This is a genomic window from Bradyrhizobium sp. WSM3983 (genome assembly GCF_000473045.1).
Lineage (GTDB): Bacteria > Pseudomonadota > Alphaproteobacteria > Rhizobiales > Xanthobacteraceae > Bradyrhizobium.
Map to the genome: position 1 here is coordinate 48,633 of NZ_AXAY01000038.1, position 21,352 is coordinate 69,984.

The window sequence follows — 21,352 nt, forward strand, 5'->3', positions numbered from 1 at the left end:
ATGGCACGTATGAAATTTCTCTGCGACGCCGACCGTTGCATCGAGTGCAACGCCTGCGTCACGGCCTGCAAGAACGAGCACGAGGTTCCTTGGGGCATCAACCGGCGCCGGGTCGTCACCATCAACGACGGCAAGCCCGGCGAGCGCTCGGTCTCGATGGCTTGCATGCACTGCACCGATGCGCCCTGCGCGGCGGTGTGCCCGGTGAACTGCTTCTACACCACCGCCGATGGCGTGGTGCTGCACTCCAAGGATCTCTGCATCGGCTGCGGCTATTGCTTCTACGCCTGTCCGTTCGGAGCGCCGCAATATCCCAAAGTCGGAAACTTCGGCTCGCGCGGCAAGATGGACAAATGCACCTACTGCGCCGGTGGCCCAGAGGCCGACGGCAGCAAGGAGGAATACGAGAAGTACGGTGCGAACCGGCTCGCCGAGGGCAAGCTGCCGCTCTGTGCCGAGATGTGCTCGACCAAGTCACTGCTCGCCGGTGACGGCGAGATCATCGCCCAGATCTACAAGGAACGCGTGATGAAACGCGGCTACGGCTCGGGTGCCTGGGGTTGGAAGACCGCCTATCGCGAGTCGATTGAATCCTGAGGCGGCCGTCACGTGTCGTAAATGCCGGGAGGAGTTCATGTCGTCATTTGGAAGGGTCATTCGCCTCGCTATCGGTGCGTGGGCATTGCTTCTGTTGATCACGGCGGCACCGGCACCGTCACTGGCCCAGCAGATCAACCCGACCGCGAGTTCGGTCAACGAGCGGCAGTTGCTGCAGGAGGCGGACCGGATCCAGGGCCGCGTCAGCATCCCCGACCAGCGTTCCAGCGTGCTTATGCAGCCGGCTGGCCGTGAGTGGCGTGAATTCCGCAACGTTGTGCTCCGCTGGATCGGTGGCGTCGCTATCGTCGGCATGATGGCGGTTCTCGTGATCTTCTATCTCACCCGCGGCATGGTCCGTTTGGAGAGCGGACGATCCGGCCGTACGATCGTGCGCTTCGACACCTTTGAGCGTTTCGTGCACTGGATGACAGCGACCTGCTTCATCATTTTGGCGATCTCCGGACTGAATATCACCTTCGGTCGGCCGGTGCTGCTGCCGCTGATCGGCTTCGAGGCCTTCTCGGAGTGGTCGCAATGGGCTAAATATGCCCACAACTATCTGAGCTTCCCGTTCACCATCGGCGTCGTCGTGATCTTCCTGATGTGGATCGGCGGCAATATCCCGAACAAGGTGGATGTTGCCTGGATCAGGCGGGGAGGGGGCATTGTCGGCCATGATCATCCGCCGGCCTATCGCTTCAATGCCGGCCAGAAGATGATCTATTGGATCGTCGTGATCGGCGGCGGCCTGGTTGCCGTTACGGGATACCAGCTGATGTTCCCGTTCTACGTCACTGGGATCGAGGGAATGCAGCTGGCCCAGATCGTCCACTCCGTCGTGGCCGTGCTGTTCGTCGCGACGATGATCGCGCACATCTATATCGGTACGATTGGAATGGAAGGTGCGTTCGAGGCTATGGGCTCAGGTGAGGTCGACGTCAACTGGGCGCGCGAACACCACAGCCTCTGGCTCGATCAGCAGATGGCGCGAACGGGACCGGGCGGTAGCCAGACACAACCCGCAAACGCGGCAGCCGAGTGAGACGGTGAGGCAGATCATCCGAAGCGGATGGTCTGCTTCACTGTGCCGGCTCGCTCGCAAATACGACAGAGCGGTCCTGGATATCCTGATCGGGCAATTTACTTGCCTGGCCTGTCTGCAATTCTTGAATAGATGGCATGCCGCTCCGTCCAATATGGAGGAGTGCGTGCGATCTGAGTACGCCGGTGGCTGTACCGACGACAAGCAAGGTAGCAATGAGCGAGAGCATGAGGCGTTTCATGCGAATCTCCGTCTGCCATTTCCACCCGGTACGAGGGATACACCTAGATTGTCTTGCCGGATGTGAGCCACTTCACAGCCACAGTCGCTGAATCGGCCCGCCCCGCGAGGCCGCGGTATGAAGCGAGGCAACGAGATGAGCTCGATCGATGTCGCACCAACACGCTCCGCGAGCTCTATTGAGATTCAGGTTGCGATCTCGATGAAAGCTAATTCGGCGTTCGCGCGGCAGATAAGGCGCTGCCGGCTTATCTCCGCCACTCGAGTGTTATCCGAAAGCCTCGCTTCGAAGGCGGTGCGATGCGCGCGATCGACGTCGATGCCCGGGCGGTACTGCGCGGGGGATTTTGGTACTGCGGTGCAGTACCGGGCAAGGCTGAAATAAGCGAAAATAATCGAGTGGTCGGATCAAGCCGTTGAAAAGAAAGGAAATTGCCTTAGGTCTATTCCTTCGATCATTTGTCGGCCCAGAAATCGGTTGGACCGACTCAATCTGTGAAGATCAATGAAAACAACATGTTAGATCGCCGCTTCTCCGTGGCCCCCATGATGGATTGGAGCGAGAGCTCAAGTTTTTCAAGCGGTTAGAGGCCGGCGTGTGCACGACGTGTGCACCGGGAGATCAAGAAAAATCTATTAGGCTCCAGTGAGCGCGATCGCTCTTTGGAGTGACGGTGACGCCCGCAGAAGTGGGTGCCACGCCACGTGGCGATTTTCGAAGGAAGAACTTCTCAAGGAACGTCCTTCCACGTTCCTGCGCGACTTGAGGCGAGAATCGTCTCGACGAGCGTTTGGACGCGCAGGCCGGCGCGGAAGTTGAATGGCTCCGGCCGACGCCCAGCGATCGCGTCAAGGTAGCCCGCGGCTTCGATTGCCTTCAGGTCGTTGAAGCCAAGCTGGTGGCCAGGCGCAACGCAGAACAGGCCGTACGGCGGATGGTCCGGGCCTGCTTCGATCCGGCGGAATCCCTGACGGCCACGGCGATCATCGGTCGAGAAGAAATGCAACTCGTTGAATCGTTCCTGGCTAAAGGCGAGGGCGCCCCTTGTTCCATAGACCTCGAAGTCGTGTTGCATCTTCCGCCCTGTCGCAATCCAATTCCCTTCGATCGAGCCGGAGGCGCCGTTCGCGAAACGGAGGAAAGCTCGGCTGACATCGTCGACTTCGACGCGCCTCCGGCCGCCTTTGCCATCCGGACGCTCCTCAATCATCGTGACGCAATCGCCCATGACCCGGGTGATCGGTCCAGCGGCTGGACCCAATAGGAATTCGGCCGTCGCCAATGCGTGGCTGCCAATGTCGGCTAGTGCGCCGCCGCCAACCGGATCATGCCGGAAGGTGAACGGCCCAGCGCTGTCTGCCATGTAGTCTTCGGCGTGGACTCCGCGGTAGCCGCGTATTTCGCCGAGTTCTCCGGCGACGATCATTTCGCGTGCGAGGCTCACCATAGGGTTGCACAGGTAGTTGAAGCCGACTTGCGTCTTGACTCCGGCCGCTTCAGCGGCGTCAGCCATTTCGCGGGAATCGATCGCAAGCGGCGCCAGCGGCTTTTCGCAATACACATGTTTGCCCCCGGCAATCGCAGCCAAGGCCATTTCCTTGTGGAGCGCGTTGGGCGTCGTGATGTTCACGACGTCGATACCTGGGTCCGCAACGAGCGACTGCCAGTCCGAGGTCGCGCGCGCGAAGCCCAGCGCGGAGGCTGCTTTCGCGGCTGCCTCATCGCTGATATCCGCGATCGTATGCAGTTCCAGCTCGAACGGGAGGTCGAAGACACGCGCGGCGATGGAGTAACCGAAAGCGTGAGCTTTCCCCATGAATCCGCTACCGATGAGGCCGATGCAAAGCTTCGGTTTAGTCATGCCGGAAATCCTTGTTCACGATGAGGTCGGAGTTGAGGCGACCCGCGAAGAAATCGAGCACGTTCTGAATGGAAGACGCCCTCAGCAATAATTGTTGCGAAAAAATATCATTGTCAATATTCAATGCAGCAGGTTATGTTTCTCACAAACCGTCGAAGGAGGAGATCACATGACTGGCGCCACAATCCGACTCACAATGGCCCAGGCCCTGGTGCGATGGCTGACTCAACAGTCCACCGAAATCGACGGTGTTCGCGTGCCCCTGTTCGCCGGCGTCTTCGGCATTTTTGGTCATGGAAACGTGACCTGCCTGTCCGAGGCCTTGGAGGCGCTGCAGGATCGTCTGCCGACCTGGCGTGGACAGAACGAGCAGTCGATGGCGTTGGCGGCTATCGGTTTCGCCAAGGCCAAGCTTCGGCGGCAAATCATGGTAGCGACGTCGTCCATTGGGCCCGGCGCTCTGAACATGGTGACGGCGGCGGGAACAGCTCACGCAAATCGCTTGCCTCTCCTTCTCATCGCTGGCGATACGTTCACCAACCGGCTGCCGGATCCAGTTCTCCAGCAGGTCGAGCATTTTGGCGACCCGACCGTCACTGTGAACGACGCTTTCAAGGCGGTCACGCGCTATTGGGATCGGATCGCTCATCCCGCGCAGATCATTTCTTCGCTGCCGCAAGCAGTGGCCGCCATGCTCGATCCGGCCGATTGCGGTCCGGCCTTTCTCGCGCTGCCACAGGACACTCAGGAGGTAGCCTTCGACTATCCCGCGGTTTTCTTCGAGCCTCGAATTTGGGCCATCCCGCGCCAGCGTCCCGACCGTCAGAAGCTCGCGGAAGCAGCCGCGCTGCTCAAGACCGCGAAGAAGCCGATCCTCATCTCTGGCGGCGGCGTGCGTTACTCACTGGCGGGCAGTGTCGTCGCGGATTTTGCGGTCAAGCGTGGAATTCCTCTTGTGGAGACGGTCGCCGGCAAGGGCGCGGTGACTCACTATCACCCGGCCCATGCTGGGCCGATCGGAATTATCGGCTCAACCTCAGCGAATGCGCTCGCAGCCGAAGCCGATGTCATCCTTGCGGTGGGTACGCGCCTTCAGGATTTCACGACGGGATCATGGACCGCCTTTAGCCCGGACGCGCGTTTCATCTCGATCAACGCGGCGAGGTTCGATGCGGTGAAGCATCGTGCGCTGGCGGTGGTGGGCGACGCGCGGGAGACCATTGAAGAACTCGATGGGGCGCTCGGCGCGTGGCGCGTCGACCCCGCCCACATGGCGCGTGCTCAGTTGCTCTTTAGGGAATGGGACGCGCTGCTCGAGTCGCTACAAGCCCCGAGTAACGCTCCGGTGCCGACCTACGCGCAGGTCGTCCAGGCAGTGAATGCATCCGCCGGTGAGACAGATACCTTGATTTCAGCCGCCGGCGGGCTGCCTGGCGAAGTCGCAAAAGGCTGGCGCGTCAAGGCGCCGAATACCTTTGACCTTGAGTTCGGCTTCTCTTGCATGGGCTACGAGGTCGCGGCCGGTTGGGGCCATGCGATGGCCAATTCCGGGCCCGGTGGACTCGGCGGCACGCCGATTGTGATGGTCGGCGACGGTACCTATTTGATGATGAACTCGGACATCTACTCGACGGTTCTGAGCGGTCACAAGATGATTGTTGTGGTCTGTGACAATGGCGGGTTCGCGGTGATCAACCGTTTGCAACAGTTCAAGGGCGTGCCAGGCTTCAACAATTTGTTGACCGATTGTCGCGTTCAGAATCGCGACAATCCTCCTCACGTTGATTTTGCCAAGCACGCGGAGTCCATGGGGGCGGCTGCACGGCGTTGCGAGAGTCTTGCCGATCTTGTTGCCGCGCTCGAATGGGCCAAAGGCAACGACCGCACCACCGTGCTTTCGATCGCCTCGGACGCGTATTCGTGGGTTCCTGGCGATGCCGACTGGGACGTCGGCGTACCCCAGGTATCTTCGCGCGAGACGGTTCGAAGCGCGCGCAAGCAGCAGGACGAGATCCGCGCGAAGCAGCGCATTGGAGTGTGATGAGTCATGAAGGCGAAACTTGGAATTGCCCCCATTGCCTGGTGGAACGACGATCTTGCCGAACTGTCCGACGACGTGAGCCTGGAGGAGTGCTTACGGCAGGCGAGCGTCGCCGGCTTTACGGGAATGGAGACCGGACGGCGATTCCCCATGAACATGAAGGAGCTCGGCCCGATACTCGCCCGGTTTGGCATTTCCGTGTGCGGCGGTTGGTTCTCCGGTCTTCTGCTCGACGGTGACATCGAACGGGAAATGGACCGCATTCGCGCTCAAATGGATTTCTTCATTGCGGCGAAGGCGCCCTGCATCGTCTACGGCGAAACAGCGCGCTCGATCCAGGGCATTCGCTCCGCGCCGCTCGATACCAAACCCAGGCTTTCGGAGGAGGAGATCAAGGCGTATGGACGCAAGATGACGGCTTTCGCGGAATGGTGTGCCGGGCAGGGAATGCCGATCGCCTACCATCACCACATGGCTGCGGCGATCGAGACCGAAGCTGAACTCGACCTGCTCATGGCGAATTCTGGTGAGGCGTTACCGTTGTTGTTCGATGCTGGTCACCTGGCATTTGCCGGCGGTGACGTTTTGCGTGTGATCGATAAGCATCATTCCCGCATCAGCCATGTGCACACCAAGGACGTTCGCGGCAGCGTCATCGACAAGCTCGACCGGAAACGGCAGAGCTTCCTCGACGCGGTGGTGAAAGGAGCCTTCACCGTGCCGGGCGACGGCTCGCTCGACTTCGCGGCGATCATCGCCCGCCTCGCGTCCTACGGCTACGAGGGATGGTTCGTCGTCGAGGCGGAGCAGGATCCGAAGGTCAGTCCGCCGCTGGAAATGGCCAAGAAAGGCCACGCGGAATTGATGCGCTTGATGGCGTCTGCTGGATACGAAGTCGTGCAATGAACCGCACGGATCGGGTGTCGGCGTACGCGAAAAGGCGCTCAGCTCTCGCCCTTTCCCGGCGGGTTCATCTTGGCGCCAGGTCGGAGGGAAAGGTGAAATGAGCATCGGGATTGGAGTCATTGGTACAGGTGTAATGGGCGCCGAGCATGCTCGGATACTCCGACATGAGACTCCCGGCGCTCATCTTGCCGGGATTTTTGATGCCAACGCGGATCGAGCGCAGACAGTTGCCTCTGGAGCAACCGTCTTTTCGGATCCTCAATCGTTGATCGCGTCGGACCAGATCGACGCGATCGTGATTGCATCGCCCGACGCCACACATGCGGCGCTTACGCGCGCCTGCATCGCGGCGGGGAAGCCTGTTCTCTGCGAAAAGCCTTTGGCGTCCTCAGCGGCGGATGCCCTGGACGTGGTGCAGGCGGAAGTCGCTTTGGGTCGCAGGCTCATCCAGGTCGGATACATGCGCCGGTTTGACCCCGGCTATCAGGAGATCAAGCGCGTCAGGGACACCGGTGAATTGGGCGGTCCCGTGTTGTTGCACAACGTGCACCGAAACGTTCGCGCGCCGGAGTGGTTCAACGGTTCGATGGCTGTCACGAATTCGTTCGTCCACGAGATCGACATCAGCCGTTGGCTTCTGGGATCGGAGATGGTTTCTGCGCACGTGGAGGCGGGGCCCGGCGGCGAGCCCCTCATGATCACGATGAAGACCGACAAGGACGAGATTGTTTCGACCGAGGTTTTCGTAAACGCCGGCTACGGCTACCATGTCCATGTCGAACTGGTCGGTCGGCAGGGCACGGTATCGCTGGCGCCGGCATCGCTGACGCTGTTGAACAGAGACGGAGCTGGTGGTCATTCGTATCCGGACAATTGGGTGCCGAGGTTCGAAGAGGCGTATCGCAAGCAGATGGCCGATTGGGTCAGCGCTGTGAAGACCGGAGCGTCGGTCGGAGCAAGTGCATGGGACGGCTATGTCGCCTCGGCCATCGCAGAGCAAGTCGCTGAGGCCCTCGCCGGAAATGGTGTGGCTCCGCTGAGATATGGGCCACGTCCCTCGCTGTATGACTGACAGAGCGAACGAGGCTGCACGGAATTCGACAGCGTCTCACGCGATCCAATGCGAGTGCTCGAGAGGAAATGATGATCAAGTATGCAGTTGTCGGCGCGGGCTGGATTTCGCAACAAGCCTTCTTGCCGGGAGTTGGACAGTCCACAAACTCGAAGGTTACCGCGATTGTGACGGGCGATCCGGACAAGGCTGCGCGGTTGGCTGATTTCTATGGTATTGGGCAGATTGTCGGATATGAGGGATATGATGCCCTTTTGAGGGGCTCCGATGTCGATGCGGTGTACATTGCTCTTCCCAACCACTTGCATGCCGACTTCGCCATTCGCGCGGCTCGCGCCGGCAAGCACGTCTTGGTCGAGAAGCCGCTGGCCACAAGCGAACAAGATGCTCTTGCCATGATCGCCGCTGCACGGGAGGCCGGCGTATTTCTGATGACCGCGTACAGGCTTCACAACGAGCCCGGAACCGTCGCGGTGCTCGAACATATCCGCAACAACGCGATCGGCCGGCCGCTCTTCTTTCAATCGGTGTTCAGCTTTCAAGCGCCGCCAGGGAACCACAGATTGAAAGCTGCGAGTTGGGGCGGACCGCTCCAGGACGTCGGGGTCTATTGCGTCAATGCGGCTCGTCACGTCTTTGCAGAAGAGCCGATTGAGGCAATGGCGATGGTGCACCGACCGAACGGAGACCCGCGCTTTTGCGAGGTGGAAGCGTCCGTCGCAGCAATGCTGCGTTTCCCTTCGGGCGGCCTGGCGCAATTTGTCGCCAGCTTCGGGGCTGCCGCCGTCGACAATTATCGGGTCGTCGGGACAGCGGGCGATCTCGAACTCGATCCCGGCTTCAGGTTCGAGACTGCAACAAAACTCCGTCTGCGCCGCGATGGCGAGGTCCGCGAAACTCAGTTTCCGCAAATCGACCATTTTGGCGCGCAGGCGGAATACTTTTCAGATTGTATCAAAGCTGGAACATCGCCCGAGGCTGATGGCGAAGAGGGGTTGGCGGACTTGCGCGCACTGGTCGCAATTGAGACAGCCGCCCTGACCGGACAACCACAAACCATCGCATCCCCTCCACGTGACCGCCATCCGACGCCCGACATGGTGCGAGTTACCCCTGTAACCGATCGACGATTGGTTTTCTGAGGCGCTGCTCGCCTGCTCGCATCGCGTGGCATCTCAGCGTAAGCCCACTTGAGTAGTTCTACTGACTGGTCACTGTTGGAATCCGCGGATTGACGTCGTTTTTCTGTAGCCTCGCTGCCAGCGCTACGGTCAAAGCCTGTGCAAGGCACATCGGAGCGGCGAGCGAACGCGAAAAGGTGTATTCATGCTCTGGAACAGCGAACAGAACGCGGGCGCTCTTGGTCAGCGGCGATAGCGTGCTATCCGACATCGCAATGATGGGAACACCATTGCGCCCGGCTTCCTCCACAACGTTGACGACTTCGTTTGCGTAGAATCGGAACGACACGGCAACAAGCACGTCCTTCTTGCGGATCGTACGCGCCATGTGCGTAGCAAGCCCGCCGCCTGCGTCGAGCAACACGCAACGTTTGCCCAGCATGGTCAATATGTAGCGAAGGAATTCAACCACGGGCGCTGAACGTAGTTGCCCGATCAGAAAAATCGAGTCGGCTCTCTCAAGGAGACTCACCGCTTCCGAGAGAGCTTTCGGCGAAATATCCGTGAGCATGTCCTGAAGAGAAGCAATGTCACGGACGACCAGGTCGCGCAGAAAGCCAACTTCGCTGCGATCCGTACGAGTACCCAACTCGATTTCCAGAGCTTTAATGCGCGCCTCAAAACCCGGGGCGGCGGTCGACAAGCGCCTTTGAAACAGTACCTGGAGTTCCTTGAAGCCTTCATAGCCAAGCGACTGCGCAAAGCGCACGAAGCTTGAAGCATGGATGCCGCAGCGATCGGCGATCGCGTTTACCGACAGGACCGCGACATCATTCGGGTTCTGGGTCAGGTAAACAGCTATCTTTTGATAGGACTTGCTCATGTCATCGTAGCGATCGTGGATGACACGGATCAATTCCTCGTAGTCTTCCGGTGTCTTCACGTCCTGCATCTACAGTGCTCTCACCATTCTCGTTTCATTGCCTGCGGATGCCGACAAAGACTCACGCGCCCTCGCGTCACCATCCCTGGCGGCGGCACAGAATCATTGATAGTGCCGGCGAACAATTATTGACACTTTTGCATATTAGCAATAACTCTTGCAAGTAAATCGAACAGGCGTCGCGGGAGGACATGGTGGCGATCAAATTCGCATTGCTCGGGTGCGGGCGTATTGGCGTCTTGCACGCTCGGAATGTTGCGAAGGCGGACGGGGCGCGCCTGGAGACGGTATTCGATCCGAACACAGCTGCCGCCGAAGCGGTCGCCAGAGTGCATGGCTGCGGGGTATCCGCAAGCGTGGAAGATGCGATTGGTAGGGCCGACGCAGTTCTGATCGCGACATCGACTGCCACGCATGCCGATTTGATCGAACTCGCGGCAAAAGCTGGCAAGCCGATATTGTGTGAGAAGCCGATCGATCTCAGTCTCGATCGGGTGCGCGCATGCCGGAAGGCGATCGAAGGCTACAACGTCCCAATTCAGATTGGCTTCAATCGCCGTTTCGACCCCGGGCACCGCGCCGCTCGCAACGCCTGCGCCGCAGGCAAAATCGGGAAACTTGAGCAGGTCGTCATTACATCGCGTGATCCGGGGATGCCACCGCGAGGCTACACAGCAGTCTCGGGCGGTATCTTCCGTGACATGACGATCCACGATTTTGACGTGGCGCGATTCATGTTGAACGACGAGCCGACCGAGGTCTTCGCGACCGGCAGCGCGCTTGTTGATCCCACCATCGGAACTGATTTTGGCGACTTCGACTCTATTATGATTGTTATGCGCACTGCTGATGGAAAGCTGTGCCATATCAATAACTCTCGACGTTCTGCCTTTGGCTACGATCAGCGGATCGAGCTGTTTGGCAGCGAGGGGATGGTCATCTCCGACAACAAGAAGGCGCACGAGCTGAAATTTTATGGCTCGACCACTACCGACGCGGCCGAGCCCTACCTCAACTTCTTTATCGAGCGCTATGCGGAGGCCTACGAAGCCGAGATCGCCGCGTTCATTGCCACCATTCGCGATGGTCGGCCGACCCAAGCGACTTTCGATGACGGTTACCGTGCGCTCGTGCTCGCGGAGGCGGCGATCGATTCCGCCAAGACCGGCAAGAAGATCGAGGTCCGCAATATCGCATGACGTTGAACGTGCCTTCGGGGCGTCGACTAGCAGCAGGGTCAGGCTACGCAAGGTCTCATAACCGAGAGCCCGATCCGATCGTTGGAGAACTTGTATGACTTCGATGGATGGAAAGATCGCGATTGTCACGGGTGGTACGCAGGGGCTCGGTGCCGCCATCGCCAAACTCTTCGCCGAGCGCGGCGCGAAGGGCATCGTAACGTGCGGTCGTGACGAGACGAAGGGGCGAGCAAAGGCCGATGCAATCGCCACAGCCACGGGCGCAGCCGTGGCATTTGTGCGCGCTGACCTGACAAAGATCGAGGATTGCGCCAAAGTCGTGGCTGAAGCGGACAGGGCTTTCGGGCGCGTCGACGCCTTGGTGAACGCTGCGGGCGACACAAGCCGCGGCACCATCATCGACACAAGCCCCGAACTTTTCGACAAAATCTTCGCCGTCAATACGCGGGCCCCCTTCTTTCTGATGCAAGACGCGATCAAGCTCATGCGCCGCGACAGAGCGCAGGGCACGATCGTCAATGTCTCTTCAATGTCGGCGATGGGGGGCCAGTCCTTCATTGCGGCTTATTGCGCATCGAAGGGGGCGCTCGATACGCTGACGCGAAATACGGCTCATGCGCTGCTGCGCAACCGCATCCGCGTCAACGGTCTCAATATTGGATGGATGGCCTCGGAAGGCGAGTTCAACACGCAGCAAGTCCACCATGGCCGGTCTGCGAACTGGCTCGAAGAGGCCGCCGCGCAGCAGCCCTTCGGCCGATTGCTCGATCCCATCGAGGTCGCGCGCGCCGTTGCGTTCCTGTCCTGCGACGAGTCCGGAATGATGACGGGAGCCACAATCAACTTCGATCAAAGCATCTGGGGCGCCTACGATACGTCACCGCACCCGGAAGCGCCGCTCTGAGACGTTCCGGGGCCAAAGCCTTCTTGTGACAAGCGGGCGACGGAATGCGCCCTAGCTTCGTTCATTGCAGTATCTGAAATAGGTATTGCGTAATTGCGGGTGTTGCAATATTAATTGCATAAAAGACGATGTGAAGCGGCCAGATAGAGCCGCCACGCCGCACGATGGAGGGAACGCGTGGCCTTGCTTGATGTGCGAAGCATTTCGAAGAGCTTTGGTGCCATCCGCGCACTGGCCGACGTCAGCTTTTCGATCGATGCGGGGGAGGTGGTCGGGCTGATGGGCGACAACGGCGCCGGCAAATCGACCATGGTGAAGCTGATTGCCGGAAACTTCCCGCCAACCGAGGGCGCCATCGTCGTCGACGGCAAGGCGTGCCATTTTCACCGGCCAATCGAGGCGCGGGCCGAGGGCATCGAAGTTGTCTATCAGGAGCTTGCGCTCGCCGACAATCTCACCGCAGCAGAGAACGTCTTCCTCGGGCGAGAGATCAAGAAGGGATTTTGGCCGCTCCGCATCCTCAACAAGCAGGCAATGATCAAGCGGGCCGGCGAGCTCTTCGGGGAGCTCAAATCGGAAACGCGTCCCCGGGACCTCGTGAAGAAGATGTCGGGGGGGCAACGCCAGGCTGTTGCGATTGCGCGGGCCCGGCTGTCCAATGCCAAGCTCGTCCTGATGGACGAGCCGACCGCGGCCATTTCTGTGCGACAGGTCGCCGAAGTGCTTGAGCTCATTCGCCGGCTGAAGTCTCGCGGGGTTTCGGTAATGCTGATCAGCCATCGCATGCCTGACGTGTTCACCGTCTGCGATCGTATCATTGTGCTCCGGCGTGGCTCAAAAGTGGCCGACAAGGAAACTGCGACGACCTCGCCGGAGCAGATCACCGGCCTGATTACGGGGGCGATCCGTGAAGCCTAGCTCCGCCAAAGTGATAGAAGAAACACACGCCGCAATCAGTGACGTCGTCAGCATTCGCGAGCAGACGGCCTTCCAACGCCTGGTGACCAGTCAGGCATTCTGGGTCGCAGCCGCGCTCTTGGCTCTGGTGATCTTCATGACCTGGCTGGAGCCGAGTTTCGGCACAGTCGACAACGTAACAAACATCACGCGCAACTTCGCTCCGCTTGCGATCATGAGCCTCGGCATGACTGTGGTCATCATCACGGGGGGCATCGATCTATCCGTCGGTTCGGTGATGGGGCTCGTTGCCATTGTCACCGGGTTGCTGCTGACCTGGCATCATCCCTGGTACGTCGCCTTCGCCGCCGGACTCCTCGCGGGACTGGCGTGCGGAGCTTTCAACGGCTTCTTCGTTGCCTATGTTGGCATGCCGTCCTTCGTCGTGACGCTCGGTATGCTGTCGATCGCGCGCTCGCTGGCCGTCGTGCTGTCCGGCAACCAGATGCTGTACCAGTTTGGTCCGGACGCGCCGATCGTCAGGGCAATCGGCCAGGCAAAATGGCCGCTCCATGCGCCAGCTGGCTGGGCGCCACGCTGGATTCCGGAGTTGTCCTCCCATTTTTGGGTGATGCTGATCCTTGCCTTCATTCTTGGCGCCATCTTCATATTCACGGCTTGGGCGCGCCACCTCTATGCGATCGGTTCCAACGAAAACGCCGCGCGCCTGACCGGCGTGCCGGTCGACTGGATCAAGTTTCAAGCCTATCTGTTTTCGTCATTCACGGCGTCCATCGCTTCGCTGCTGCTCCTTGGCTACAGCGGCTCGGCCATCAACGCGATGGGGACCGGCTACGAGCTCCGCGTCATCGCCGGCACCGTCATCGGCGGTGCCAACCTGATGGGCGGCTACGGAACCGCCTTCGGCGCCGTGATCGGATCGGCCTTCCTTGAGGTGATCCGCAACGCCCTTCTGATGGCCGGCATCGATTCGAACTGGCAAGGCGCCTTCGTTGGCATGTTCATCGTCATCGCCGTTCTTCTCGGCATGCAGGCGAGCGGAACGTCGCTTGTTGCTACGATCCGCGAGTGGGTTGCCTGGAAGCGGGGTTAGGAATCCGATGGCATGAGAGTCGGAGACTTGGAGTCAACAAAAGGGAGGAGACACGTGCATAAACATCTACTAATGGCCGCCGTCGCGTTTTCAGCGCTGATGGGAGGACAGGCCTACGCGCAGCAGAAGTTCACCTTTGCGCTCGTTCCCAAGAACATGAACAATCCGTTCTTCGACCAGGCGCGCGACGGCTGCAAGAAGGCGGAAGCCGAGTCCAAGGGCTCCTTCCAATGCATGTACATCGGTCCGGGAGAGCACGGCGGTGGTGAGGAGCAGGTGCAGATCGTGCAGGACCTCGTCGCAAAGAAGGTGGACGGCATTGCCGTGGCACCGGCCAACGCGGCAGCGATGGCCGTTGCGCTGCAGGCCGCCAAGGGCGCAGGCATTCCCGTGTTGACCTGGGACTCCGACGTTCTCCCCGAGAACAAGGATCTGCGCCTTGCCTATATTGGCACCCACAACTACGAAATTGGCGTCAACATCGCCAAGATCGTGCAGACCATCAAGCCGAAAGGCGGCACGATCTGTATCCAGTCCGGTGGCGCAGCTGCAGCCAACCACAATGAGCGCATGAAGGGCATCCGTGATACGCTGGCCGGCAAGGAGTCTGCCCAATCGCCCGGGGAGCGGCTGACTGGACAGAATGGCTGGAAAGAGATCGACGGCTGCCCGCTCTACACCAACGACGATTTCCCTCTGTCGGTGCAGCAATTCCAGGACACCATGGCAAAGAACCCGGCCCTGGACGCGTTTACACCGACGGGCGGATTCCCGCAATTCGTGCCGGACGCCAACCGCGCTGCGGTTGCGCCCTTCAAGGACAAGATCGCCAAGAAAGAGTTGGCGTTGGTGGTTGCCGACACACTGCCGGTTCAGATCGACCAGATGAAGGAGGGGTTTTCGCTCGGCCAAGTGGGACAGCGTCCGTTCGAGATGGGCTACAAGACCATGTTCGCGCTGAAGGACGTCAAGGAGGGCAAGGCTGCGCCCAAAGATCCGACCTATACGGGACTCGACGTTTGCACGTCCAAGAACGTCGACAGCTGCATTGCAAAGTAGTCCGAGCTTGATGACAGCGGGCTAGGGGCACCTAGTCCGCTGCCCTTTCACGACGATGAAATAGAACGCAGCCGCGGGCCGTCTGGGATCTCCAGTACCTGGCCTCGTGGCACTTTTGCCGAGCGCGAGAGGCGTCGTCAGCATGCGCCTGAAGTCTCGACGCCGGGAATTCGCCCCATTGGCTGCTCAAAAACGGAGGCGCAATTCGCACCGATTTTGTCCAAGCGATCCATCCCGTCATATTGGCCATGCCCGGCACCTATTGATTTCCTTCGACGACACTTCCTTAATTTGGCTCAAACTAGACGACCGATTCCATGAACTCTGCGGTCATGGAGCAGGCTGAATTGGTGGAACGGACGGGTGGTTGGCGGATTCTTCGTTTGCGGTTGGCGCAACGAGGAACATGGCAGGATGGCGGCGGTCGAATTAGCAATGTGAGGAAGAGATAGCGACCTTGGCGGCTCTTTCGCGGTCGAGAACTGAGCTGGCGAGCCGGGTATCGCGAGCACAGATACTGCTGGCGTATCGAGAGAATCCGTCGTTCTGCGCGGTGGGCCAACGACTTGGAGTCCATCATCAGACGGTGCAGCGCTGTGTCGAGCGAGCACTGGCCGCTGGGCCACTGGCGGCCCTCGATGATCGTCCGCGACCGGGCAAGGAGCCAACGATCACGCCTGAGGCCAAAGCCTGGTTGGTGTCGTTGGCATGCGACAAGGCCAAGGATCACGGCTATCCCATCACGGCTATCCCCATGAGTTGTGGACGACGCGGTTGCTGGCACGCCATGCACGCGAGCACGGACCGGCGGCAGGGCATGCGTGTTTGGCCAATTTGGTCCAGGGAACGGTGTGCAAGATCCTCGCGCGAGAGGAAATCAAGCCCCACAAGGTGCGTTACTATCTTGAAAACCGCGACGCCGAGTTCGAGCAAAAGATGGCGGAGGTGCTGTGCATCTATCGCGAGGTCCAGATCCTGAAAAAGGCCGCTGCCAAGTCGAAGAAATCGGGCAAGCCGGTGACGATCGTCTCCTGTGACGAGAAGCCGGGAATCCAGGCCATCGCAACGACGGCGCCGGATTTGCCGCCCAAGCCTGGCGTCCACGCCACCTTTGCGCGCGACCATGAATACAAACGCCATGGCACGCTTAGCCTGTTGGCTGGGATTGATCTGCTCACCGGCAAGGTCCACGCCCTTGTCAAAGATCGCCACCGCAGTCGAGAGTTCATCGAGTTCCTCAGGCTTATCGATGCCGCCTATCCGCCGAACACTGCGATCAAGTTGATCCTCGATAATCATTCCGCGCACATATCGAGAGAAACCAGAGCCTGGCTCGCCACGCGACCAAGCGAACGCTTCGAACTCACCTTCACCCCCAAGCACGGCTCGTGGCTCAATCTCATCGAGGGACTCTTCTCCAAGTTCGCCCGTTCGGTCCTGCGCCACATCCGGGTGGCCTCAAAACACGAACTTAGGGAGCGCATCATGGCTGGTATCGACGACGTCAATCGCCATCCGGTCATCCACACTTGGTCCTACAAACTCGCCGAGGCCGCCTGATATGATTCGAACCAAGAAATCGCTGACCTAGTACTGCAATGCTGTACCGAGCAGATGCACCATGTTCAGCGCGGCTACGAAGCCCTCTGAATAAGCACTTGAAACGAAAGGAAAATGCCTCAACTGTCGGCTTGAAAACTTTAGTTGGCCCAAATATCAGTTATACCAGGTGAGACGATAAAGCGGAATAACATCAATATGTTAGCGCATCGATTTTGCATTGCACCCATGATGGATTGGAGCGAGAGTATAGGTTTTTCAATCGGTTAGAACGCGGCGTGTGCACGACGTGTGCACCGGGAGATCAAGAAAAATCTATTGAGGGCAAGCGTGGGCGATCACCCCTTGAAGTAACGTGACGTCTGCAGTAGCTCAGGCGACTTCGAGAGCGCCTGCCGCATCGGATTTTTCACAGCGGGTGAACTCACCAGCGAAGTTTCCCTGAAAGCAGCTGACTCTTAATCAGCGGGTCCCAGGTTCGAGCCCTGGTGCGCCCACCATACAAATCAAGACCTTAGCGAGAGAAACCGTTTGAGAGAGCCGAACTAAAACGGTTTTTCAAACGGTGTTTTTGACGGTGGGCGGCGAGTGCACTCTCGGCATTGTGATGTGATCTCCTCGTCTCCGCGGAGGCCAAAGGCGTCGCGAAGGCCGCCCGACAGAACCGCATCCTGAATGTTGTATCTGGGTCAGAGCCGCCCGACATGGCCGGCATCTTCCCACTTCTTTTCAATGTCATCGGCAACGCATTGGGGCAGCTGCGCCGCGCTCCCATCGAAGTAATGCTTGAAGTCGACGTGGACCCTCATGTTGTCCGGGCGGTAGGCCGCCATGCGATCGTAGAGAAGAACGGACGCTGCTTCGAAACGCCGATAGACCGATTTGTGCATCGGTGATCTCGATTCTTCCGTCTCGGGGTCGATCGGCAGGTCACGAACCCCGGCCTTGAGGAAGCCTCCCGCCTGCTCATTGTGCTGGGGACCCGCGGGATTGGGCGACAGCCGTAACACACTGCCGTCGTGTTTCAGGCCGCCCGGAATGAGCGAGGCTCCGGCGAGCAACCAATTGAGCGCGACGTCCGAGAGCCGCGCCTCATTCTCGAGATAGCCGCCGCCGACATCGGCGTGCACGCCCGGAAACCAGACCTGTTCGAAGTAAAGGTTGCCGTGCGCGTCCCGCTCGTCCTGCTTCTCGGCCGTCGGCGACCAGCCGACGCGTTTGAAGTCGGCGCGGTTCTCATCGATGGAAATCGCGTGCTTGGCGTAGCCGACGTTCGGATTCAGTGTCGTGTCGTAAAATTTGTGCTTTGGCGGCGCCAAATGCGCGGTCCGGACGCGCTTCAAGAACCCATAGCCGGGCAAGGATGGCGCGATCTTGAGATAGTTCATGAGAAAGGCGATCAGCGCTGTGGCGATGCCGAGGTAGCTCAGAATCCAGGCCACCCATCCGGCCCATGGAAAGACCGGCTGAAGGAAGCCACCGAGCCAGTGAAGACCGATCAGTAGCGCAATGCCCGACGTCACGAGCGCCGCGCCCAGATATTTGTGGCCGAGGGCGGCGACGGTATCGAACACGCCGATGAAGTAGGGAAAGACGTTCGCGTGCTCGGCGCCGTCGACGGTCATTGCGCTGCCGTACTGCTTTCTGAATTGGGCGGCGATTGCGTCTCGAGTCTCCAACAGGAATTGCCGATATCCGAGAATTTTGCGCGAGTAGGATGGGCAGAATTGATAGACATCCTTGACGGCATGCTCGGCCAGCTTGTGGATGCTCTTTGGATCGCGGCGCAGGGGCGAGCCATCGGGCATATGGCGCGGGACACCGCAATAGGTCATGACGCCGGCAACGGATCGGACCGTGTATGCCCCTCGGCTGAAACCGATGAGAAATACGCGGTCGCCTTCCTCATAAAGTGCAATGATCGCGGCGTAGCAATCAACGATGTTCCGGGTGATCCCGAGCCCCGTCGCCATGCTGGCGAGGTTGTAGAGCCAGCGCATCCAGCCGATTTTGAAATGGCCGCCGTCCGACGCCGAACCAAGACCGGCATCGTAGAAGGCGACCTGTTCGGATGGTTCAACCTTCGTGTCCGGGCCGACGCGGCACGCGCGGTAGAGCTTGTAAACGTTCGTCCTCGCTTCGTCGAAATTGATTCCGCCGGCCTGGCCTGTGCCGTCGGAAAAGATCACAATATTCTTCGGCATTGCACATCGTCCCCAAAAGTGCGCCAAAGGCCAATCCATATCACAGATTGCATGAGCCTAAATGTGAGCTGGCCCACTTGAGCACAGCTCGCGGATGGTCGCGTTCGCCTCATTTTGAGCCATCTAAGGCTCAAACTCGCCGCGGTCGCGTAAATGGCTCGATCTACGCCGCGGGGGCTGAAGCTCAACCGCAAGCCTCTCGGCATCCACCACCCCCTTACCTTGCTCCCCCGGACTGGAGAATGCGACGCTCCAGATTACGGCGCCGGCGCTTTTGTTCAGCGGACACCGCCGCGGCCTGTTTCAGATAAGCCGCCTTTTCCTTTCCCTTCAATTTCTTGGCGAATTCCAGGATCGTATAATACCAGCTGTGATGCGCAGCGGTATCCGTCGGCTCAATCTCTGCAGCCCGGCGGTATTTCTCAAATGCCGCCTTATAGCTCTTGGGAGCGCCGGTCCTACGGGCGAGATCGGCAAGTGCGTGGCCCCAGCTCAGATAGACGCTGTAATAGTTTGGATTAGCCGCTCCCGCAGCTTGGAAATGCACCATCGACTTCTTAAACAGCACGAGGTCGTCCGTGATCCGCGCCAAATCATGTAATGCCTTGGCAAAATTATTGTGAACGACGTCGGGCGTCTGGGTGTGTCGTAGCGCCGCTTCGTAGTGAACAAATGCTTCTCTCAGTATCCTACTGTCGCTGCGGGGGTATTCTACGCGCGCCAGATCCGCCAACGCATTCGCTAAATTGTTGTGGGCCTCTGAAAATTGAGGATCTATTGCCAGTGCAGCCCGATATTTCACGACGGCGCGGTTGAGCAGCGCTTCCGCCGCCCTGGTCATCATTTCCGGCGCGCCATCCCGGACTGCCATAGACAGGTCGAACAGGACATTGCCCCAATTGTAGAGAGCATCAGCTTCTGTGACCCGAATTTTCGCCGCGATGGCGAAATGCTCAGCGGCTTTCCGATAAACGTCACGATCATCGTCGATTTTCGCTATTGAGTGCGCACGATCGCCCAGAATCATTTGCGACCAGCCGTAAGTGTCCCGTTCCCGTTCGGTCAGCTTCTTCAGCTGCCGGCCCTTGAACAACGCGGCAACGCGCTCATGCTCGCCTGCGAGGAAATAGTATTCAGCAGATAGGGCCTGCTCGTGGCCCGCGATCAGCGCGTCGAGCTGGGGCCGTATGACGGCGGCGACGTCAAACCGGCTTTCGCGGAGCCCAGGTTCGTCGCCTAGATAGTTTCTCGGAGCTTTGTAGTCCTTCAGCATCTGAAACATAGACTTCAAATGCGAAAACGGCTGCGTTACAAAACGCGGGGGAAAGCATCCAAGCCTTTGAGCCAGCGTGACGAAAAAATCATCGGCATCCCAATCACCCAAGAAGTGCGTGCCGCGACCCGGGGTGAGGAGCCGTTTGGAGACATGGTCCGGCGGCGTCTTTCCATAGCCTATCCAATAGAGCCCATACTCGAACGTCCGGACATCGGCCAGAAGATCAAAAACCGGATCGTTCTCGCCACTATAACCGACCACAATCCAAATCCGACCTTTGTGCGCATCCTCGAAAACAGGCTTCACATAGCGCCGATGCCTGTTCACCTCTTCACGCGTGTTGAGAAGCACAAAGCCATCACGCTGACCATGGAGATGGAAGATCGACTTTTCACTCACCTGGTCGGGATTGAAAAGATGCGATGCGGCGAAGTCATAAACCGCCGGGAACGAATTTATAAGGGAGCAGGCCCTGGAAACGAGAGGATCAAAATTGGTAGTAAGTACCCGATCGATGAAGTCGTGATCAATGAGTTGAGCGAGCGCGAGGTGGGCCCAATTGATCTTTGCATTGTCGATGTATCCGCCAATAAGATCGCGCCGGACCCCCCGGTCTAGAGCGGCCATGCAGCCAGGATAGTCTTTCGGTGTCGCACGCGCGTAGGCGGCAGGATATGCGGTCCTGATATGCTCTACCACGGCACCTGCCGATGGAATCCCCGCGCTGATCGAACAGCCAGCACCGAGTAGCACGGTGCATTTTCGCGTTATGCCTGGTTTCGGCCGCAGCGCCTCTACAATGTCTTCTAACGTACGCGGTGGCGTTGGCATCAAAATAGTCTCATATTGGCATTGACGATTCTCAGCGTTTCAAAACGTCTGCCGACAACCCATTGCGCGGATAGGCGAGGAGTCTTGGAGGGCTGCATAGGGTCCGTTCGGCAATCTAATAGTTGGCATGGGCCTCCGCGCATCTTCTACTAGCTGCGTTACCAAACATCATTTGACCTTACATCGGTCAGATTACTTCAAGTTGTAACGTTGGCCCACCAGGAATTGCCAGAACAATTCGATAGGTCGGGCAAGTCGCCTGAAATACGGACTCCACGAGAGAGTTCACGGATCGTACCAGCATACAGCGTCAACTGGCGGAGAGTTGCGCCTCAACGGGGGTGTGCTAGTACGCCCACTCTCGGATCGAGGAGCTAAAAGTGGCGAAGAAGGCAAAGAAGACGGCTACGAAGAAGAAAACAGTGCGTCGCGAATACACAAAGGCTGACGTGAAAGAGCTGCGCGCTCATTCGAAAGCGAA

Annotated in this window: 17 protein-coding genes and 1 pseudogene; 13 read left to right on the forward strand and 5 right to left on the reverse strand. The window is 59.1% G+C overall.

All coding sequences use genetic code 11. The annotated features are described in order from the left end of the window. Complete coding sequence (fdh3B, locus tag YUA_RS0136250) at positions 1-597, forward strand: formate dehydrogenase FDH3 subunit beta (protein WP_027535063.1); 597 nt, start codon at positions 1-3, stop codon at positions 595-597. Positions 598-634: 37 nt separating this feature from the next. After that, a complete protein-coding gene (locus YUA_RS0136255) occupies positions 635-1,642 on the forward strand; it encodes a formate dehydrogenase subunit gamma (protein ID WP_027535064.1) in 1,008 nt (335 codons plus the stop codon). A gap of 37 nt (positions 1,643-1,679) precedes the next feature. Here YUA_RS0136255 and YUA_RS0136260 read toward each other — a convergent pair whose 3' ends face one another. Then, positions 1,680-1,883, reverse strand: coding sequence for a hypothetical protein (locus tag YUA_RS0136260; RefSeq protein WP_035972646.1), 204 nt, complete (start codon positions 1,881-1,883; stop codon positions 1,680-1,682). Positions 1,884-2,613: 730 nt separating this feature from the next. After that, entirely contained in the window at positions 2,614-3,744 is a 1,131-nt protein-coding gene (locus YUA_RS0136265; RefSeq protein ID WP_027535066.1) for a Gfo/Idh/MocA family protein, read from the reverse strand. 169 nt (positions 3,745-3,913) lie between these two features. On the opposite strand from YUA_RS0136265, the gene iolD reads away from it, so the two are divergent. The 4 genes from iolD (at position 3,914) to YUA_RS0136290 (ending at position 8,905) form a co-directional block, all read left to right on the forward strand. After that, positions 3,914-5,785, forward strand: a complete 1,872-nt coding sequence (gene iolD, locus YUA_RS0136275; protein ID WP_027535067.1) for a 3D-(3,5/4)-trihydroxycyclohexane-1,2-dione acylhydrolase (decyclizing) — start codon at positions 3,914-3,916, stop codon at positions 5,783-5,785. A gap of 6 nt (positions 5,786-5,791) precedes the next feature. Beyond that, positions 5,792-6,691 (forward strand): myo-inosose-2 dehydratase, encoded by a 900-nt coding sequence (iolE, locus tag YUA_RS0136280; protein WP_027535068.1) that lies wholly within the window; start codon positions 5,792-5,794, stop codon positions 6,689-6,691. 97 nt (positions 6,692-6,788) lie between these two features. After that, positions 6,789-7,763 (forward strand): Gfo/Idh/MocA family protein, encoded by a 975-nt coding sequence (locus tag YUA_RS0136285; RefSeq protein WP_027535069.1) that lies wholly within the window; start codon positions 6,789-6,791, stop codon positions 7,761-7,763. Between the two features lie 68 nt (positions 7,764-7,831). Next, positions 7,832-8,905 carry a Gfo/Idh/MocA family protein gene (locus YUA_RS0136290; RefSeq protein WP_051383571.1) on the forward strand — a complete coding sequence of 358 codons (1,074 nt, stop codon included), beginning with the start codon at positions 7,832-7,834 and terminating at the stop codon, positions 8,903-8,905. 58 nt (positions 8,906-8,963) lie between these two features. On the opposite strand, the gene YUA_RS0136295 is transcribed toward YUA_RS0136290, so the two are convergent. Continuing rightward, positions 8,964-9,836, reverse strand: coding sequence for a MurR/RpiR family transcriptional regulator (locus YUA_RS0136295; protein WP_027535071.1), 873 nt, complete (start codon positions 9,834-9,836; stop codon positions 8,964-8,966). 182 nt (positions 9,837-10,018) lie between these two features. Here YUA_RS0136295 and iolG point away from each other — a divergent pair, with 182 nt between their 5' ends. The 7 genes and pseudogenes from iolG to YUA_RS46115 all read left to right on the forward strand — a co-directional run bounded on the left by iolG (position 10,019) and on the right by YUA_RS46115 (position 16,560). Next, positions 10,019-11,026: an inositol 2-dehydrogenase gene (iolG, locus tag YUA_RS0136300; protein ID WP_027535072.1), complete on the forward strand. Its 1,008-nt coding sequence runs from the start codon at positions 10,019-10,021 to the stop codon at positions 11,024-11,026. A gap of 94 nt (positions 11,027-11,120) precedes the next feature. Next, entirely contained in the window at positions 11,121-11,930 is an 810-nt protein-coding gene (locus YUA_RS0136305; protein WP_027535073.1) for an SDR family oxidoreductase, read from the forward strand. 177 nt (positions 11,931-12,107) lie between these two features. Continuing rightward, entirely contained in the window at positions 12,108-12,848 is a 741-nt protein-coding gene (locus YUA_RS0136310) for an ATP-binding cassette domain-containing protein (protein ID WP_027535074.1), read from the forward strand. Next, on the forward strand, positions 12,838-13,941 hold the full coding sequence (locus YUA_RS0136315) for an ABC transporter permease (protein WP_027535075.1): 1,104 nt from the start codon (positions 12,838-12,840) through the stop codon (positions 13,939-13,941). The genes YUA_RS0136310 and YUA_RS0136315 overlap by 11 nt, the downstream gene beginning before the upstream one ends. Before the next feature lie 54 nt (positions 13,942-13,995). Next, on the forward strand, positions 13,996-15,000 hold the full coding sequence (locus tag YUA_RS0136320; RefSeq protein ID WP_027535076.1) for a substrate-binding domain-containing protein: 1,005 nt from the start codon (positions 13,996-13,998) through the stop codon (positions 14,998-15,000). 553 nt (positions 15,001-15,553) lie between these two features. After that, positions 15,554-15,628 (forward strand): annotated as a pseudogene (locus YUA_RS52130) (hypothetical protein); the annotation flags it as partial. 146 nt (positions 15,629-15,774) lie between these two features. Further along, on the forward strand, positions 15,775-16,560 hold the full coding sequence (locus tag YUA_RS46115) for an IS630 family transposase (RefSeq protein ID WP_245285349.1): 786 nt from the start codon (positions 15,775-15,777) through the stop codon (positions 16,558-16,560). A 689-nt stretch (positions 16,561-17,249) separates the two neighbouring features. Here YUA_RS46115 and YUA_RS46120 read toward each other — a convergent pair. Together YUA_RS46120 and YUA_RS50590 are read right to left on the reverse strand one after the other, a co-directional pair. Beyond that, a complete protein-coding gene (locus tag YUA_RS46120) occupies positions 17,250-18,764 on the reverse strand; it encodes a DUF2235 domain-containing protein (RefSeq protein WP_051383572.1) in 1,515 nt (504 codons plus the stop codon). Between the two features lie 217 nt (positions 18,765-18,981). Continuing rightward, positions 18,982-20,871 (reverse strand): SIR2 family protein, encoded by a 1,890-nt coding sequence (locus YUA_RS50590; protein WP_156947521.1) that lies wholly within the window; start codon positions 20,869-20,871, stop codon positions 18,982-18,984. Positions 20,872-21,352 lie beyond the last annotated feature (481 nt).